Raw genomic sequence first — 18514 nt, forward strand, 5'->3', positions numbered from 1 at the left:
GCCGGGCGCCACTCCCGCGCCCGAGGCCACCGCCGTGCGCGAGCCCGAGCGCGGCCCCTTCGCCGGTGTCGTGCGGCGGCTCGAGGCGGTGCCCCTGCGGCGCCGCCTCGTCGCCATCGTGGGCACCCTCGTCGGAGCCGCGCTCGTGCTCACGAGCCTGGTCACCGCGCTCCTCATGCGCGCCGACCTCCTCAAGGGGGTCGACGCCGAGCTGCGATCGGTCGCGGAGCCGGTCGCGAGCCAGGCACTCGTCGACCTGCGCAGCCGCGACGAGACCTTCCCGTCGAACTACGCCTTCGAGCTGCAGAGCCAGCTCGGCACGCTGACCCAGCGGCCCACCGGCGTGACCGCCACCCCCGACCTGCCCGCCCTCCCGGTCGACGACCCCCGCGTGACGAGCAGCGAGCCGTTCACGGTCCCCTCGGAGAAGGGCACCCTGCGCTGGCGGTTCATCGCCGGCCGGGTCACCGGCACGAGCGCGACGTTCGCGGTCGGCATCCCGCTGACCTCGGTCAACCACACGCTGACCCGCCTCCTCGTCACGACCGCGGCCATCGGCACCCTCGCGCTCGTCGCCTCCATCGTCCTCGCCCGGTACGCCGTGCGCCGCGCCTTCCGCCCCCTGACCCGGATCGAGGACACCGCCGCCGCCATCGCCGCGGGCGACCTCACCCAGCGGGTGCCGGTGCGCCAGGCGGACGACGAGGTGACCTCCCTGTCGCACAGCCTCAACACGATGCTCGCCCGCATCGAGTCCTCCTTCGCGGTGCGCGAGGCGAGCGAGGAGCGGATGCGCCAGTTCGTCGCCGACGCCTCCCACGAGCTGCGCACCCCCCTCGCGACGGTGCACGGCTACGCGGAGCTCTACCGCCAGGGCGCCATCCCCGACGACGACGCCGTCGCCGGGGCCATGGAGCGCATCGAGGCCGAGTCGGACCGGATGAGCGGGCTCGTCGAGGACCTCCTCATGCTGGCCCGCATCGACGACGCCCCCGAGGTCGAGATGGGGACCGTCGACCTCACCGTCCTCGCCGCGGATGCCGTCGCGGACGCCCGCGTGCGCGCCCCGGAGCGCCGCATCGCCCTCCTCGGCCTCGACGGGCCGATCGGGCCGACGACCGTCCTCGGCTCGGAACCGCGCCTGCGGCAGGTCGTCACGAACCTCGTCGCGAACGCGCTGCGGCACACCCCCGAGGGCTCGCCCGTCGAGATCGCGGTCGGCCACGACGCCGAGGGGGTCGCCCTCGAGGTGCGCGACCACGGCCCCGGCGTGCCGCCCGAGGTGGCCACCAAGGTGTTCGAGCGCTTCTACCGTGCCGACCCCTCGCGCGGGCGCGGCGCCGGGGGCGGCAGCGGCCTCGGCCTCGCCATCGTCGCCGCGATCGTCGCCCAGCACCACGGGCGGGTCGGCGTCGCCCAGACCCCCGGAGGTGGTGCGACCTTCGTCGTCCGGCTCCCACAGCAGACTCCCAGCCACTGATCAGGGTGCACCCACCTCGCCGGGCTTGACTGGACCCAGAGCCAGTCACCACCCCACCAAGGAGCGCGAGCATGAGCGACCAGTACCCGAACCCCCAGTGGTACGCCCCCCGCGGCGGTACCGCGACCGACACCCCTCCCTACGGGTCGTCCGCACAGCCCACCGCTCCGATCCCCACGGTCCCGTCGAACACCGTGCCGCCCCCGGGTGGCCCGTTCGGTCCGACGGGTCCGTCCGGTCCGCAGGGGGCGCCCGCCCCCCGGTCCGGGCGGCGCCGCACGGCGGAGCTGACGACCGTCGCGGTGCTCGCCGCCCTGCTGTCCTCGGGCGGCACCCTCGCCGCGGCCCGGCTGTTCCCCGCCGAAACGCAGGCCCCCTCCGCCGCGTCGACGTCGCAGCTGGGCCGCGGCACCGACGCCGCACCGGTCGTCCAGGCCGACGGCACGGCCCCGGACTGGTCCGCGACGGCCGCCGCGGTCTCGCCGAGCGTCGTCGCCATCACGGCGACGAGCGGGCAGGGTGGCGGCCAGGGCTCGGGGGTCATCATCGACTCGGCCGGTCACGTCCTGACGAACAACCACGTCGTCGCGGGCGCCCAGCAGCTCACGGTGACGACCTCCGACGGCCGCACCTTCGAGGCCGAGATCCGTGGCACCGACCCCTCGACCGACCTCGCGGTCATCACGATCGCGGGGCCGCCCACCGGCCTGACGCCGATCGCCGTCGGCAACTCCGACGAGCTCGCGGTCGGCGACCCGGTCATGGCCGTCGGCAACCCGCTCGGCCTCGCCGGCACCGTGACGACCGGCATCGTCAGCGCGCTCAACCGCCCGGTGAGCACCCAGGCCGAGGGCGACGGACAGGGCAGCCCGTTCGGCCCGGCCCAGTCCGAGCCGGTCGTCACGAACGCGATCCAGACCTCGGCGGCGATCAACCCCGGGAACAGCGGCGGTGCCCTGGTCAACGCCGGCGGCCAGCTCGTCGGCATCAACTCCTCGATCGCCTCCCTCGGCTCGTCCTCGGGCCAGTCGGGCAACATCGGCATCGGCTTCGCGATCCCGGCCAACGAGGCCACCTCGATCGCCGAGCAGCTCATCGAGTCGGGCACCGCGACGCACGCCTACCTCGGCGTCACCCCGCAGGACGGCTCGGCCTCCGACGGCTCCGCCTCGCGGGCCGGGGCCGAGGTCATGGAGGTCGGCGCCGACACCCCAGCCTCCGCGGCGGGTCTCCAGGTCGGGGACGTCGTCACCGCCGTCGACGGCGAGCGCGTCGAGTCGGCCCTCTCGCTCGTCGGTCACATCCGCGAGCGCAGCGCCGGCGACCGGGTCACCCTGACCGTCCTGCGCGACGGCCGCAGCGTCGAGGTCGAGGCGACCCTCGCGGCCAAGCCCTCGAGCAACGGCTGACCCGCGCACTGCGTCCGGCAGGTCGGGCCCCCGGGGCACCGACCTGCCGGACGCAACGGCTCCGGGCGGAGATGAGTCGGCGTGCTCAGGTGCCGGACCGGTTTCGGCGCGATGCTCGTGCCATGAGCCAGCGCACGACCGTCCACCAGCTCGAGGCCGACTTCGCTGATGCCATGACGCGGCTGTACGCCATCGGCAACGGGCTCGCCCGCCTGCGTATCGAGCTCGACCGCGAGGCGGGCGCACCGATGGCGGCCCCCGCCGCCGCCCCGGCGCCCACCGTCCGGACCGGTGTACCCGGCATCCCGACGGCCTCCGCCGCGGCCCCGGCGCCCACTGTCCGGACCGGTGTACCCGGCATCCCGACGCCCCCCACCGGACGGCCGGAGGCCGAGCGGCCGGATGCCGGGTCGGTCACCTTCTCGCCGACCCCGCACGCACCAGCTGGCGTCCCCCCCACCCCTGCGTGGGTGCCCTCGACGCCCCCGGGGCACCCCGCCGTGCCGTGGTACCGGCGCGAGGGCGCCGTCACGAAGGTCCTCGCCCTCGCCGGAGCGGTCGTCACGATGGCGGGGGTCGCCATGCTGCTCGTCCTCGCGGTCCAGCAGGGTTGGTTCGGGCCGCAGGCCCGGGTCGCCGCCGGGGCCGCCCTCGCGGTCGTCCTCGCAGCGCTCGGCGCCCGCGGTGGCGAGGCCGACCGGCGTGACGGTGCCACGGTGGGAAGCGCCCCGGTGGCGCTCGTCGCGACCGGCGCGGCGGCGGCCTACCTCGACGTCGTGGCCGTGACGAGCGGGTACGGCTGGATGCCGGCCGGCGCCGGCCTCGTGCTCGCCGGGTTCGTCGCGGTCGGCGGCCTCTTCCTCGCCCGTCGGTGGGACAGCGAGCTGCTCGCCGCGCTCATGGTGCTCGGTGCGGCGGTGCTCGCGCCCGTCGTCGCCGGGGGTGGTGGCTGGGTCGTCACGGCGTTCCTCGGCATCCTGTGCGTCGTCGGCTGGTGGGCCGGCGGTTCCCGCACCCGCCCGGTCCTCACGCTCGCGCGCGTCGTCCCGGTCACCCTCGCCCTGCTCGTCGGCGCCGTCACGGCGACCCCGGGCGGCGGGGATGACGTCGGGACCGTCGCGGTCGCCGTCGCCGTCCTCCTCATCACCCTGGCGACGTCCACCGTCTCGGTGCGGCGCGACGGGCGGGACGCCTCCGCCTCGGCGGCCGTCGCCCTGCTCGCGTCCGGCCTCCTCGCGACCCTCGCGCCGCTCGCCGACCCGGCCCGCACGACCGTCCTCGCCCTCACGGCCGCGGTGCTGCTGCTCACGGCGGCCACCCTCGGCCGTCGCCCGATCGGGCCCCTCGCCACCCACCTCGTCGCGACGGTGGGCATCGCCGGCACGGTGTTCGCGGTGCTCGCGGTGCTGTCCGGCGCACCCGAACGGTTCACCGCCACCGGGCTCCTCCTCCTCGCCCTCGTCGGGCTCAGCGTCGCCGGGGTCACCCGCTCACGCCTGGCCCTCGGCCTCGCCGCGGGGACGAGCGCCGTCGCCCTGCTCGCCTGGACCCCCCACGCCCTGGCCGCGCTCACGGCATCCGCCGCTGCCGGCCACGACCTCGCCGTCGCGCTCCTCGACAGCGCCCTCGTCGGCGGCGTCGTCGCGGTCGGGCTGTGGGCCACCGCCGCCCAGCGCGGCCTCGGCCGCGAGCTCCGGCTCGGCGTGACGGTCCTCGGCTGGGTGCTCGCGCTGGCCGCGTCGGCCACGGCCCTCGTCTCGCTCGGCACGCTCGTCGGCGTCCGGCTCGGTGACCCCGTGCTCGGGTTCACCGTCGGCCATGCGGTCGCGACCGTGACCTGGATGCTCGCCGCCGCGTGGTTGCTGCTGCGCGGGCTCGAGCGGTCGCGCGACGCCGACCTCACCCTGCGCACGGGCCTGCTGCTTGCCGGGGTGGCCGTCGCGAAGCTCTTCCTCTACGACCTCGCCGCGCTCAGTGGCCTCGTGCGGTCGGTGGCGTTCATCGTGACCGGGCTGCTCCTCCTCGCGACGGGAAGCCGCTACGCGCGCGCCTACGAGCGGAGTCGGCGGAGCGCCTGACAGGCGTGTCGCCCGGGTGGCACAGTGGCCCGATGCACGTGCTCGGACGGCGATGGGTCGCCGACTGCGCCGCCGCTGCCCCCACCGCCGACCCAGCCGTCGTCGAGGAGGTCGGGCGCGACCTGCTCGGCCGCTGGCAGGAGCCGCACCGCCGCTACCACGGCACCGCCCACCTCGGTGAGGTGCTCGCCGCGGTCGACACCCTGTGCACCGCCGAGCGGGTGCCCGCCGACGACCGCACCGTGGCGAGGCTCGCGGCGTGGTTCCACGACGCGGTGTACGCCGTGGGGCCGGTCCCGCCCGGCGGGGGCGCCTGGACGGCGGGCGCGGCGGTGGATGCCGCTGCCGGCGCTTCCGGGGATGCCCGTGCGCAGGGGTCGGCGGACGCTGCGGCGGCCGGGTCCGCGGACGCTGCGGCGGCCGGGTCCGCGGACGCTGCGGCGGCCGGGTCCGCGGACGCTGCCGGGGCCGGGGCCGTACGTGCTGCGGGGGCCGGGTCCGAGGACGCGTCGGCAGATGCCTCGACGAACGAGATCGCGAGCGCGCGGCTCGCCGCCCGCCAGCTCGAGCGGCTCGGCGTCGGCCCCGCGGCCACGTCGCGGGTCGTCGCGGTGGTGCTCGACACCCTGGCGCACGAGCTGTCCGACGCCGCCGCCGAGGACCCCGCCCGCGTCGTCGTCCACGACGCCGACCTGTGGGTGCTCGCGGCCCCCGTCGCGCGGTTCGACGAGTACTGCACCCAGGTGCGCCAGGAGTACGCCCACGTCCCCGCGGCGGACTACGCCCGCGCCCGGTCCGGCGTGCTGCGGCCCTTCCTCGCGCGCGGGCACGTCTACCGCACGGCGTTCGCCCGGGCGGCGTGGGAACCGGCGGCGCGCGAGAACCTCGCCCGCGAGCTCACCCGGCTCGCGGGCTGAGCGCCGCCTCGGCGAGCGGCCACCAGAACTGCGCGGAGCACAGGTCGACGAGCTCGTCCCACGTCACCCACCGGTGGTGCGAGGTGTCGTCCAGCTCGGGCCGCAGCCCCGGCCGGCGTCCCGGGACGCGCACCTCGTAGACCTGGAGCAGGTCCATGCCCTCGCGCCACAGCCCGCCCGTGGTGCGGGAGTGGAAGCGCTCGTAGCCGCGGGGGACGAGGCGGGTCGGGTCGACGACGAGGCCGGTCTCCTCACGCACCTCGCGAACCGCGTTCTCGCGCACCGACTCCCCCGGCTCCCGCCATCCTCCGGGGGCACCCCACTCCCCACGGCGCACGGAGTGCACGACGGCGAGGTCGCCGGCGGCGTCGCGCACGAAGGCCATCGCGGCGAAGACGCGTGCGGCGTCGGCCTCGCGGTCGGAGCAGATGAGGTCGACGTCGGCGGAGGTGCCGTCGACGAAGCGCACGCCACGCACCCGGGCCACCCCCGTGTCGCCACGCCGCTTCTGCATCCGCAGGCCGCTCGCCTGGAGGGCCCGTAGGAGGTCCCGTGCCGGGGTCGGGACCGCGCCGGCGGCGACGACGGCGGCGTACCAGTCCTCCGGGACGTCGTAGTGGTCGCCCTCGAACCCGCGTTCCGGGATGCCGGCCGAGCGGGCGAAGGCGTGCAGCTCATCGAGGCTGGTGTCACTGACGAGGTGCGACCACCGGCGGCCGTGCGCCTCGGGCCGGGGCGGGTCGATGAGGATGGCCACGAGCCCGATCGTAGGTGCCGCCACCGTGGGGTGCCCGAGCGCAGCCTCGACGGCGGCGGCGTCGAGCCCGGCGCTGCGGCGCCAGGCCCGACCCTCCGGCCCCAGGCCCGACCCTCCGGCGCCAGGCCCGGCGCTGCGGCGCCAGGCCCGACCCTCCGGCCCCAGGCACGACCCTCCGGCGCCAGGCAGGAACCTCCGGCCGGGCCCGGCCGCGGGCAGCCTGTGGACAACCGACGGGCCGCGTCGGCGGCTCGACCTAGGCTCGCGGAGAGGGCCCGCCATCCGGGCGCGGCCCCTGCCGATGAGGGGGACTCACATGGCTGCACAGTTCCAGGTCGACACTGACCGCCTGGCCGCGGCGGCGGGCGACGTCGCGCGCATCTCCGCCGAGATCGAGGGTCAGGTCGCCGTCATGATGGCGCGGCTCACCGCGCTCCAGGACGCGTGGACCGGCTCGGCGTCGGTCCAGTTCCAGGGGGTCGTGTCGCAGTGGCGCGGCACCCAGCAGCAGGTGCGCACGTCGCTCGACTCGATCGGGCAGGTCCTCGGGGCGGCCGGCTCGCAGTACGCCGAGGCCGAGGCACAGGCGGTGCGTATGTTCTCGTGAGCCCGGCCGCGGGGCGGGAGGTGCGCGTGTTCTCGTGAGCCCGGCCGCGGGCGGGCGGGGCGCGGGGTGTCAGTCGCTCCCGATGGCGCGCAGGATGTCCAGGCGCGCGGCCCGCCGGCCCGGCCACAACGCTGCCAGCACCCCGACGAGCCCCGCCACCGCGACGAAGCCGACCAGCTGCAACCCGGGGACGGCGAGCACGTCGATGCCGTCGTCGACGAGCGAGCGCTGGAGCGCGAGGGCGAAGGCGAGCCCGAGCACGACACCCAGCACGGCGCCGAGCAGAGCGATGGCGACCGACTCCAGCCGCAGCATGGTGCGCAGCTGGCGGCGGCTGAGCCCGACCGCACGGAGCAGCCCGATCTCCCGCACCCGCTCGATGACCGAGAGGGCGAGGGTGTTGACGATGCCGAGCACGGCGATGACGACGGCGAGTCCGAGCAGCGCGTAGACGATGAAGAGCAGCTGGTCGATCGGCGCGCGCTGCTCGGCCGCGAACGTCGCCTGGTCGTTGACGTTGACGGTGGGCAGGTCCGCGACGACGTCGGCCAGCGACGCCGCGAGCGCGTCCCGGTCGGCGCCGGGCTCGGCCGTGACGTAGACGGTGCGGTCGGTGGGGGGCACGCCGATCGCGTCGAAGCCCTCGAGCGACATCGTGACGTCCGACTGAAGCACGCTGTCCTCGACGTAGGTCGCGACGACCCGGGCCTCGCTCTCGGCCCCCGCGTACCCCACGGTGACGGTGGAGCCGACGGCGATCCCCTGCTCGGCCGCGAGCTCGCTCGAGACGGCGACCGACCCGGCATCCAGGTCGAGGAGCGACCCGGTGACGACCTCGGGTCGCGCGACGATCGCTACGGCCCGAGGGTCGATGCCCGACGCGAAGTCGCGCTCGCCGTCGACCCGCAGCACCGCACCCCGGACGCGGGCCACCTCGGCAACGCCGGGCACCGTCTCGACGTCGTCCGCGACGGTCGCCGAGAAGGCCTGGCCCACCGCGTTCGACACGACGTAGTCGGCGACGATGTCCTCGGCGAGGGTCTGGTCCAGGCTCGCCTTGGCCGATGCCCCGAGCACCGACATCATCGTCACGAGCGCCACGCCGATCATGAGGGCGGATGCCGTGGCCGCGGTGCGCCGGGGGTTGCGCCGGGCGTTCTGCTCCGCCATGAGCCCGACGGCCCCGAAGCCGCGGCGGTACCACCAGCCGAGGCCGGCCAGCACGGGGCGGCCGAGCACCGGGCTGAGCAGCGCCGTGCCGACGAGCACCCCGAAGGCACCGGCTCCGAGGACGTAGGTCGGCTCCGACCCGACGTCGGCGAGCCCCGCGGCCATCGCCGCGACCCCCGCGACGAGGAGGACCGCGCCGACGGCCAGTCGCCACCGCAGCCCGCTCTCGGCGAGGGCGACGTCGTCGCGCATCGCCGCCACCGGTGGCACCCGACCGGCGCGCCGGGCCGGGAGGTACGCCGAGGCGAGGGTCACGACGAGCCCGACGACGAGGGCGACGACGACGGTGCGCGGCTGGAGCACGAGGTCGTTCGCGCTGAGGTCGAGCCCGACCCGGCCGAAGAGCAGCTTGATCCCGACCGCGAGGCCGAGGCCGAGCACGGTGCCGACGGCCGACCCGACGAGCCCCACGACGGCGGCCTCGACGAGCACCGACCGGGCCACCTGGCGCCGGCTCGCGCCGATCGCCCGCAGCAGGGCGAGCTCCCGACTGCGCTGCGCGACGAGGATCGAGAACGTGTTGACGATGAGGAAGGCCCCGACCGTGAGCGCGACGCCGGCGAAGACGAGGAGGAAGGTGTTGACGAAGGAGAGCGCCTCGTCGATCCGGTTCGAGGCCCGAGCAGCCGTCGCGTCGCCCGTGGCGGCCCGGAACCCGGCCGGCAGGACCTCCTCGACCGACGCGAGCAGCTGCTCCTGGCTCGTCCCGGGCGCGGCGGTGACCCAGACCGCCGAGAACGCGTCCTCCCCACCGAGGAAGACCTCCTGGGCCCGGGACGTCTCGAACATGACGACACTCGCCCCGACGAGGGCCGACGCACCGAAGCTCGCCGTGCCCACGTAGGTCGCGGTGATGCGCGGCTGCTCGGTCGTCGTGACGAGCGGGATCTCCTCGCCGAGGGCGTACCCGGCCTCGCCCGCGGTCGACGGGTCGAGCACGACCTCGTCCGGGGCGCTCGGCCACCGCCCACTCTCCAGGGTCGCCGACGGGATGCCGTTCGCGGCCGGCCCCTCGGTGCGGTTCACCGCGATCCCGGGAGGGCCCTGGCCACCGATGACCTTGCCGTCCGCCGCGACGACGAACGTGCCGAAGTTCGAGACCCGGCCGTCCGCCCGCGCGGCTCCGGGCACGGCAGCGAGCTGCTCGACGAGGGACGCGGGCACGGTCCGGGTCCCCTGGGCGGCCACCGGTCCCCCGCCACCCTCGCCCTCGCCGTCGGCGGAGCCCGGCTGGACGATGACGTCACCGACCGCGCCGCTCGTCAGGCCCGTGAAGGCCCGGTCCAGGGTGTCGGTGAAGATGTAGGACCCCGACACGAACGCCACCCCGAGGATGACGGCGAACGCACTGAGGAACAGCCGCAGCTTGTGCGCGAGGACGTTGCGCCAGGTGGCCCGCAGCACGGTCAGGCCTCGGCGCGGTGGCCGAGCCGGGCCATCCGCTCGAGCACCCGCTCGGGCGTCGGGGCGCGCAGCTCGTCGACGACCCGCCCGTCGGCGAGGAACACGACCCGGTCCGTCCAGCTCGCGGCACCCGGGTCGTGCGTCACCATGACGACGGTCTGACCGTGGGTGTCGACGACCCGGCGCAGGAAGCCGAGCACCTCGGCGCCCGACGTCGAGTCGAGGTTGCCCGTCGGCTCGTCGGCGAAGACGACGTCCGGGCGGCCGACGAGGGCCCGCGCACACGCGACCCGCTGCTGCTGGCCCCCGGACAGCTCACTCGGCCGGTGCCCGAGCCGGTCCCGCAGCCCGACGGTGTCGACGACCTCGTCGAACCAGGCGGGGTCGGGGCGACGGCCGGCGATGGCCGCGGGGAGCACGATGTTCTCCTCGGCCGTGAGGGTGGGGACGAGGTTGAAGGCCTGGAAGACGAACCCGATCCGGTCGCGCCGCAGCTCGGTGAGGTGGCGCTCGCGCAGGCTCGTGAGGTCGACGTCACCGAGGAAGACGTGGCCGGCGGTCGCCTCGTCGAGCCCGGCGGCGCAGTGCATGAGGGTCGACTTGCCCGACCCGGACTTGCCCATGATGGCGCTGAACTCGCCGGCGTACAGGTCGAGGGTGACGTCGTCGAGCGCGACGACCCGCGTGTCGCCGGCTCCGTAGACCTTGGTCAGCCCCTCGACACGGGCCGCGGCCAGCCGCTGTCCGGTCTCGCTGGCGGTGGCGTTGGCGAGGGTCATGGGCGTCCTTCGAAGTGGGCCGCGGGGCCGTCGGTCGGGGAGGCACCGCGAGCGTCGTCGCGACACGCCTCTGCCCGCCCAACGCTAGGCGACGCCCTCCGTGTTCCGAACCGGTGTCGAACCTTGGACGAACCCTGAACCGGCCACGGCGGTGGGCAGCGGCTCGATCCGGGCGGCATACACCTGGCGCAGGGTCGGCCGCCCGGGGTCGCCCTCGACGACGCCGGTGACCCAGGCGAGGCGCAGGGCGTCCTCGTCGACGGTGACGAGGGCGATGTTGTTGTCGAACCACGGGCCGTGGGTGACCGTCCACGGGTACGCCGGGTCCGGCACCCGCCGCGACCGCGAGGCGACGAAGCGCATCGGGCGCACGAGCGAGCGGGCGAACAGCGACATGACGACGCGCACCCCGCGCGGCATCGGGTTGCGGATCGGCGAGCACACCGCCTGGACGATCCGCGACCGCGCGCCGAGCCCGGCCGGGTCGGTCACCTCGGCGAGGTAGGAGTTGTGGACGTCGCCGGACAGGAACGTCACGGTCTGCGGAGCCGGGCCGCGCTCGCCCCGCGCCACCTCCATGACGAGCTCGAAGACCTCGTCGAACCCCTCGTTGAAGGCCGCCCAGTGCTCGAGGTCGATCGTGCGGCGCAGTCGCTCCGCGGCGTGGGCCACCCGCCTGCCGTAGGCGCCCTGGGCCATCGCCTCGTTCATCGCCTCGAAGTCGTGCAGCCCCGGCGGCAGGAGGAACGGCAGCGACGTGCCGACGAACACGTGCCGCACCCCGCCGCGCAGCACCCCGTCGAGCCAGCGCATCTCCTCGCTGTCGAGCATCGAGCGCCCGTCGGGGCGCAGCTCACGGGCGGCCCGGGAGTCGATGACGACGAGGAGGCAGTCGCCGAGGGCTCGGGTGTAGCTCCACCGGTAGGTCGCCGGCTCGGCGTCGGCGCGGGCGGCGACGGCATCCAGGGCCGGGGTCAGGTCGAGCTCGTCCGTCGAGCCGGATGCCGCGTGGTCGGCGACGGCCTGCCACACCTCCTCCTGCGCGAGGTCGGCCGGCGAGAGGTTGCCGATGTGCTGGTGGACCCAGTAGGCGCCGAGCCCGGAGACGATGCGCTCCTGCCACCACGTCGTCGCGCGGATCTCCCGCCGCCACGACCACGAGGTGTTCCAGTCGTCGCGGATGTCGTGGTCGTCGAAGACCATCGCCGAGGGCAGCGTCGAGAGCACCCACCGGATGACGTCGTCGCTCCACGCGAGGCGGTACAGCTCGGCGTACTCGACGAAGTCCTTGATCTCGTCACCGGGCGGCTCGTCGAGGCTGCGGCGGGCGGCCATGAACTCCTCGAGCTCGGGGTGCGGCGTCGTGTCGGCGTACACCTGGTCGCCGAGGAGGAGCAGCAGGTCGGGCCAGATGGCCCGCGAGTCGTCGCGCAGCGAGATCGCGAGGCTGCGCAGGGCGTCGACACCGTGGGCCCGGTTGCCGGCGTCGTCGTGGCTGCCCGTCGTGCGGCAGGTGCCGAACGCGACCCGCGGCTCGCGGGTGGGGTCGAGGGTGCGGATCCGGCTCACCGGCATCCCGGGACGCGGCCACACGGGCACGTCGTCGACCCGCACCGCGTAGGCGTCGTCACTGCCGGGGAGGAGGCCGTCGAGCACGACGAGGGCGAAGTGGAAGCCGTGCACGGCGAAGGTCGGGGCGCTCCAGGCACGTCCGGCACGCTCGACGGTGACGGTGGCGGCATCCGCCGTGCGAACCCACACGGTCGCGGAGGTCTCGTCGACATGGCGCAGCATGGGGCCGAGCACGAGGGGGTCAGGGCTACGGCGCGTCATCGCCCCATCCTGCCCCCGTCACCCGTGCGTGCGCTGGGAGCGAGCCGACCGACCGGGCCCGCACCGCCGACGAGGACAGCGCTTGGGGCCGGGAGACGCTGCGAGCACGGCCATTCCCGGCATGCCGCCGGGAGAGCACTGTGGTGGTGGGAGGTGCGCTCATGCTCTTCACCGATCGCCGGGATGCCGGTCGCCGCCTCGCGGGCCGCCTCGGGCACCTGCGGGGTGAGCCGGTCGTCGTCCTCGGCCTGCCACGCGGGGGCGTCCCCGTCGCGGCCGAGGTCGCCGCGGCACTCGGCGCACCGCTCGACGTCATCGTCGTCCGCAAGCTCGGTGTCCCGTCGCGGCGCGAGCTCGCCATGGGGGCCATCGGCGAGGACGGGGTGCGCGTCGTCAACGACGAGGTCGTCCGCGGCGCCCGGGTCACGGAGCGACAGCTCGCCGAGGTCGAGGCCCGCGAGCGGGTCGAGCTCGACCGTCGCTCGAGGGTCTTCAGGGGCGCCCGTCCGCGTGTCCCGCTCCGCGGCCGCACCGCGGTCGTCGTCGACGACGGCCTCGCGACCGGGTCGACGGCCCGGGCCGCATGCCAGGTGGTCCGGGCGCACGGGGCGTCCCGCGTCGTGCTCGCCATGCCGGTCGCACCCCCCGGCTGGGTGGCCCGGATGGGCCGGGAGGCCGACGAGCTCGTCTGCGTCGCCACCCCCGAGCCGTTCTACGCCATCGGGCAGTTCTACGACCAGTTCGCCCAGACGACGGACGACGAGGTGCTGGCGTGCCTCGACCGAGCCGGGACGGCCCGCGACGACGAGGTGACGGTGCAGGCCGGGCCGGTGCGGCTCGCCGGTCACCTCACCGTCCCGCACGGTGCCACCGCGGTGGTCGTCTTCGCGCACGGCAGCGGCAGCAGCCGGCACAGCCCGCGCAACCGCTCCGTCGCCGACGTCCTCACCGCGTCCGGTCTCGGCACCCTCCTCCTCGACCTGCTCACCGTCGAGGAGGAGGGCGACCGCAGCGTCGTCTTCGACGTCGAGCTGCTCGCGACGCGGCTCGTTGAGGCCACGCACTGGCTGCGCGCTCAGCCGGGCCTCGGTCACCTCGCCATCGGCTACTTCGGTGCGAGCACGGGCGCCGGGGCCGCTCTCTGGGCCGCGGCCGAGCCGGATGCCGGGGTCGGCGCCGTCGTCTCGCGCGGCGGCCGCCCCGACCTCGCCGCGTCCCGGCTCCCCCTCGTCACCGCCCCGACGCTCCTCGTCGTCGGCGGTCACGACGACGTCGTGCTCGGCCTCAACCGGCGGGCGCAGGAGCTGTTGCAGCGGTGCGACTCCCGGCTCGTCGTCGTCCCCGGCGCCACCCACCTGTTCGAGGAGCCGGGCACGCTGCGGGCTGCCGCCGAGGCGGCACGTGACTGGTTCGTCGAGCACCTGTGTCCCGACGCACGAGCTGCGGGCTGCCGCTGAGGCGGCGCGCGACTGGTTCCTCGAGCACCTGTGTCCCGACGCGCGGCCGCCCCCTACGGTGTGACCATGACGGCGGACGGAGCCTGATCATGACGGCGGACGGAGTGTGATGAGGAACCTCGACCACCCCGACGTCCGCGCGTGGCTGGCCCGGCTCGACACCGAGTCCGCCGTGCTGCCCGACGAGCGCCGCACCGAGCTGCGCGCGGACGTCGAGGAGATCCTCGAGGGGGCGACGACCGGGTCGGCCGAGGACGACGCCGCCGTGGCGCGGGTGCTCGCCGACCTGGGCGACCCGGCCGACGTCGTCGCGGAGGCCGGCGGCTACGCCGTCCCCCTCGGCGGTCGCGGTCCCGAGCCGGGCGCCCCACGCGACGACGGGGGGGCACCCGAGGAGGCGGGGCCGCCCTGGCTCGAGGTCGCGACGATCGCGCTGCTCGCGGCATCCGTCGTGCTCGCCCTCGTCCCCGCGACGGAGGCGTTCGCGCCGGTGCCCTGGTTCCTGGGAACCCTGCTCGTGCTCCTCTCCCGGCGGTGGGGTGCCGCGGACAAGGGCCTGGCGGTACTCGCCTTCGGCGTGCTCGGGGTGCCCTTCGTCCTCCTCGGCCGCGACGAGCTTCCTACCGGCGCGAGCCTCGTCGTCTCGGTGCTCCTCGTCGTGCTGTGGGTCGGGGCCGCCGGGCGGCTGCTCCTGCGGGCGCGGTCGCCACGCGACCAGGGCCGCGGCCTGCGGATGCGCTGACCCTCGCGGCTCTGCCCGCCCCCCAGGGCATCCATCCCGAGGGTGGCCCCCCACCTGATCCCCGCGCCCACCGCCAGGGGTGCCACCCGCGCGGACAGCCGCGCCCCCGGCATCCCTCCACCCCGGCAGGCCCCTCCGCGCCCGACGTCCAGGGGTGCCACCCGCGCGAGCACCCGCGCCCCCGGCATCCCTCCACCCCGGTAGACCCACCGTGCCCGACGTCCAGGGGTGCCATCCGCGCGGACACCCGCGCCCCCGGCATCCCTCCGCCCCGGCAGACCCACCGCGCCACCGTCCAGGGGTGCCATCCGCGCGGAAACACGCGCCCCCGGCATCCCTCCACCCCGGCGTATCCACGATGCCCGACGTCCAGCGGTGCCATCCGCGCGGAAACACGCGCCCCCGGCATGCCGCGAGGGCGGCCCCCGGTGGGGGACCGCCCTCGTGACGTTGGACCGGGTGGCCGGGGTCAGAACCCCATGCCGCCCATGTCGTCGCCGCCGGGCATCGCCGGCGGGTTCTTCTCCGGCTTGTCGGCGATGACGGCCTCGGTCGTGAGGAACAGCGCGGCGATCGACGCGGCGTTCTGCAGTGCCGAGCGCGTGACCTTGGCCGGGTCGATGATGCCGGCCGCGATGAGGTCGACGTACTCGCCGGTCGCGGCGTTGAGGCCGTGGCCCGCGTCGAGGTGCGAGACCTTCTCCGCGACGACGCCGCCCTCGAGGCCGGCGTTGACGGCGATCTGCTTGAGCGGGGCCTCGATCGCGACGCGCACGATGTTGGCTCCGGTGGCCTCCTCGCCCTCGAGGGAGAGGTTCGCGAACGCCTTGGCGCCGGCCTGGATGAGCGCGACGCCACCACCGGCGACGATGCCCTCCTCGACGGCCGCCTTCGCGTTGCGGACGGCGTCCTCGATGCGGTGCTTGCGCTCCTTGAGCTCGACCTCGGTGGCCGCGCCCGCCTTGATGACGGCGACGCCGCCGGCGAGCTTGGCGAGGCGCTCCTGGAGCTTCTCGCGGTCGTAGTCGGAGTCCGACTTCTCGATCTCGGCCCGGATCTGGTTGACCCGGCCCTGGATCTGGTCGTTGTCGCCAGCGCCCTCGACGATCGTCGTCTCGTCCTTGGTGACGACGACCTTGCGGGCGTGGCCGAGCAGGTCGAGGTCGGCGGTGTCGAGCTTGAGGCCGACCTCCTCGGAGATGACCTGGCCGCCGGTGAGGATGGCGATGTCGGCGAGCATGGCCTTGCGGCGGTCACCGAAGCCCGGCGCCTTGACCGCGACCGACTTGAACGTGCCGCGGATCTTGTTGACGACGAGCGTCGACAGGGCCTCGCCCTCGACGTCCTCGGCGATGACGAGGAGCGGCTTGCCCGACTGCATGACCTTCTCGAGCAGCGGGAGCAGGTCCTTGATCGAGCCGATCTTGGAGTTCGCGATGAGGACGTACGGGTCCTCGAGCACGGCCTCCATGCGCTCGGCGTCGGTGACGAAGTAGTGGCTGATGTAGCCCTTGTCGAAGCGCATGCCCTCGGTGAGCTCTAGCTCGAGGCCGAAGGTGTTGCTCTCCTCGACGGTGATGACGCCTTCCTTGCCGACCTTGTCCATGGCCTCGGCGATCATCTCGCCGATCTGGGGGTCGGCGGCGCTGATCGACGCGGTCGCGGCGATCTGCTCCTTGGTCTCGACGTCCTTGGCGTTGGCGAGCAGCTCGTCGGAAACCGCAGCGACGGCCTTCTCGATGCCGCGCTTGAGCGCCATCGGGTTGGCACCGGCGGCGACGTTGCGCAGGCCCTCGCGCACGAGCGCCTGGGCGAGCACGGTCGCCGTCGTCGTGCCGTCACCGGCGACGTCGTCGGTCTTCTTCGCGACCTCCTTGACGAGCTCGGCGCCGATCTTCTCGTACGGGTCGTCGAGCTCGATCTCCTTGGCGATCGAGACGCCGTCGTTCGTGATCGTGGGGGCACCCCACTTCTTCTCGAGCACGACGTTGCGGCCCTTGGGGCCGAGCGTGACCCTGACGGCGTCGGCGAGCACGTTCATGCCCCGCTCGAGACCGCGGCGTGCCTCTTCATCGAAAGCGATGATCTTGGCCATTCGGGTGGTTCCTCCCACGCGAATCGAAGGTGGAGACCGGGCGGCGCCCGCGACGGACGAGACCGGTGTCGTCGGCTTCCGTCGCCGGGACACCGGGCCCTCACCGGACCGGTCGGAGTTGTCACTCTCATGGTGAGAGTGCTAACGCCATTATTGGCACTCAGACGTGGAGAGTGCAAACGACCGGGCCTCCCGGGACGGGCCGAGCGCACGTCCGAACGGCCCGGCCGGGCTACGGCGTCGCGCCGAGCGGGGTCGCCGGGGATGCCGTGACGGCGGCGTCGCGGCCCGGCCCACCGACCGCGGGGGCGGGGGACGGCATCCGGCCCCACCCGCTGAAGCGGCGGGCGAGCCGGTCGACGACGAGGCCGAGGAGCAGGGCGGCGACGACCCCGGTGGCCGATCCGAGGAGCGGGTTGCCCTCGAGCCAGTGGCCCGCGAGGGCACCGACGCCGACCGACCACGCCGCCCAGGTCGTCGCGGCGAGGGCCGCGATGGCGACGAACCGCCGGGGCGGGAAGCCCGTCGCGCCGGCGGTGAGGTTGACGGCGACCCGGCCGAGGGGGACGTACCGGGCCGCGAGGATGACGACCGCCCCGCGGCGCTCGAGGGTCGCGGACGCCCGCTCGACGGCCCGCCGGAGGCCGGGCCGGCCGACTCGCTCGAGGCGGCGGGGGCCGAACCGGCGACCGACGAGGTAGGTCAACGAGTCGCCGACGAAGGCGCCGGCACCCGCGGCCACGGCGAGGAGGAGGAGGTCGGGCCCGTCACCGGCGACGGCGACAGCGGCGAGCGCGACGACGATGCCCTCGCTCGGCACGACCGGGACGAGCGCGTCGAGCACCGCGACGAGGAGCACGACCGGCAGCACCCACGAGGCGGCGGCCCCCGCCTCGACGATGGCGGTCAGGGTGTCGAGCACGGTGGGGTCCTTCGGGTCGGGCGGCGTCGAGCCGTGGGGTCGACCTGAGGCAGGTCGGGTCCGGCGGTGCGGTCGGTCGGGATGCCGGCCTGGCGGTGCGGTCGGTGGCATGCCGAGTCGGGCGCGAGCGGGTGGGTCGAGGGTCCAACGAACGGGAGGCGGTCGCGGTGCCCGCCCCCCGGCATCCGGCCGCCTGCCCCCGCCTCGAGTGCGGAACCGGCTGCCGGGGCGACCACGTCCGCCCTCGGGGTGGGGCCGCGGCCCGGGTCAGAGCTCGGGGGCGTGCCCCTCGAAGGTCGCCCGCATCGAGCCGTCGGCCTCGCTCGTCACGGGGTCGTCGAGGTCGGCGACGAAGACCGCCCTCGCCTCCCGGGCCGGGTTGCCGTCGAGCTCGTCGACGACCCGTCTCCAGGCCTCGAGGTTGGGGTGCGGCACGTCGGAGCACGCCTGCGCGGGCTCGAGGGACTCGACGGCCGCCGCGAGCTCGGCCCGCGACAGGGGCAGGGTGGCCGTCGAGCCGTCGTGGCCGAGCACGGTGGCGAGCACGACGGCCGACAGCCCGTGCTGCCCCCCGGGGGCGTTGACGTGCGGGAACACCCACTCCGGCGACGAGCTCGCCGGGCTGAGGCCGACGGCATGCGCGACGGGGGGGCGCCAGCCCTCGATGCGGGCCGCGAGGTGGTCGCGGATGGCGGCGAGGCCGTCAGGGGTGCTCCAGTCGAGGTCGCTCATCGCGCGATGCTCGCAGGTCGGCCGGGCCCGCCCTCGCCCGCGGCGGGTGAACAACGGGTGAACAGGGCACCT

Annotated in this window: 14 protein-coding genes; 7 read left to right on the forward strand and 7 right to left on the reverse strand. The window is 75.1% G+C overall.

The features are described from left to right. Positions 1-34 precede the first annotated feature (34 nt). The 4 genes from ABD899_RS01210 (at position 35) to ABD899_RS01225 (ending at position 5884) form a co-directional block, all read left to right on the forward strand. A complete protein-coding gene (locus ABD899_RS01210) occupies positions 35-1480 on the forward strand; it encodes a sensor histidine kinase (RefSeq protein WP_345201382.1) in 1446 nt (481 codons plus the stop codon). A gap of 71 nt (positions 1481-1551) precedes the next feature. Beyond that, the gene (locus ABD899_RS01215) at positions 1552-2889 is read left to right on the forward strand and encodes a S1C family serine protease (RefSeq protein WP_345201385.1); all 1338 of its coding nucleotides are present in this window, start codon (positions 1552-1554) and stop codon (positions 2887-2889) included. Positions 2890-3011: 122 nt separating this feature from the next. Next, complete coding sequence (locus ABD899_RS01220) at positions 3012-4967, forward strand: DUF2339 domain-containing protein (RefSeq protein ID WP_345201387.1); 1956 nt, start codon at positions 3012-3014, stop codon at positions 4965-4967. 32 nt (positions 4968-4999) lie between these two features. Then, complete coding sequence (locus ABD899_RS01225; protein ID WP_345201389.1) at positions 5000-5884, forward strand: HD domain-containing protein; 885 nt, start codon at positions 5000-5002, stop codon at positions 5882-5884. Here ABD899_RS01225 and ABD899_RS01230 read toward each other — a convergent pair. Beyond that, a complete protein-coding gene (locus tag ABD899_RS01230) occupies positions 5865-6641 on the reverse strand; it encodes a DUF4031 domain-containing protein (protein ID WP_345201391.1) in 777 nt (258 codons plus the stop codon). The genes ABD899_RS01225 and ABD899_RS01230 overlap by 20 nt on opposite strands. 316 nt (positions 6642-6957) lie before the next feature. On the opposite strand from ABD899_RS01230, the gene ABD899_RS01235 reads away from it, so the two are divergent. Continuing rightward, on the forward strand, positions 6958-7248 hold the full coding sequence (locus ABD899_RS01235; protein WP_345201393.1) for a WXG100 family type VII secretion target: 291 nt from the start codon (positions 6958-6960) through the stop codon (positions 7246-7248). A gap of 69 nt (positions 7249-7317) precedes the next feature. Here the strand turns inward: ABD899_RS01235 and ABD899_RS01240 are convergent, their stop codons facing one another. The 3 genes from ABD899_RS01240 to ABD899_RS01250 all read right to left on the reverse strand — a co-directional run bounded on the left by ABD899_RS01240 (position 7318) and on the right by ABD899_RS01250 (position 12494). Next, the gene (locus tag ABD899_RS01240) at positions 7318-9882 is read right to left on the reverse strand and encodes an ABC transporter permease (protein ID WP_345201395.1); all 2565 of its coding nucleotides are present in this window, start codon (positions 9880-9882) and stop codon (positions 7318-7320) included. A 2-nt stretch (positions 9883-9884) separates the two neighbouring features. Beyond that, positions 9885-10661 (reverse strand): ABC transporter ATP-binding protein, encoded by a 777-nt coding sequence (locus ABD899_RS01245; protein WP_345201397.1) that lies wholly within the window; start codon positions 10659-10661, stop codon positions 9885-9887. A gap of 84 nt (positions 10662-10745) precedes the next feature. After that, on the reverse strand, positions 10746-12494 hold the full coding sequence (locus ABD899_RS01250) for an alkaline phosphatase D family protein (protein ID WP_345201400.1): 1749 nt from the start codon (positions 12492-12494) through the stop codon (positions 10746-10748). A 161-nt stretch (positions 12495-12655) separates the two neighbouring features. Here ABD899_RS01250 and ABD899_RS01255 point away from each other — a divergent pair, with 161 nt between their 5' ends. Together ABD899_RS01255 and ABD899_RS01260 are read left to right on the forward strand one after the other, a co-directional pair. Then, complete coding sequence (locus ABD899_RS01255; RefSeq protein WP_345201402.1) at positions 12656-13951, forward strand: phosphoribosyltransferase family protein; 1296 nt, start codon at positions 12656-12658, stop codon at positions 13949-13951. A gap of 109 nt (positions 13952-14060) precedes the next feature. Continuing rightward, on the forward strand, positions 14061-14693 hold the full coding sequence (locus ABD899_RS01260; RefSeq protein WP_345201404.1) for an HAAS signaling domain-containing protein: 633 nt from the start codon (positions 14061-14063) through the stop codon (positions 14691-14693). Positions 14694-15162: 469 nt separating this feature from the next. Here ABD899_RS01260 and groL read toward each other — a convergent pair whose 3' ends face one another. The 3 genes from groL to ABD899_RS01275 form a co-directional block, all read right to left on the reverse strand. Continuing rightward, on the reverse strand, positions 15163-16788 hold the full coding sequence (gene groL / locus ABD899_RS01265) for a chaperonin GroEL (RefSeq protein WP_345201407.1): 1626 nt from the start codon (positions 16786-16788) through the stop codon (positions 15163-15165). Positions 16789-17020: 232 nt separating this feature from the next. Beyond that, positions 17021-17710 (reverse strand): DedA family protein, encoded by a 690-nt coding sequence (locus ABD899_RS01270; protein ID WP_345201408.1) that lies wholly within the window; start codon positions 17708-17710, stop codon positions 17021-17023. 267 nt (positions 17711-17977) lie between these two features. Next, positions 17978-18442, reverse strand: coding sequence for a hypothetical protein (locus ABD899_RS01275; protein ID WP_345201410.1), 465 nt, complete (start codon positions 18440-18442; stop codon positions 17978-17980). Between the last annotated feature and the right edge of the window lie 72 nt (positions 18443-18514).

Origin of the sequence: Fodinibacter luteus (assembly GCF_039541575.1) — a bacterium.
Lineage (GTDB): Bacteria > Actinomycetota > Actinomycetes > Actinomycetales > Dermatophilaceae > Fodinibacter > Fodinibacter luteus.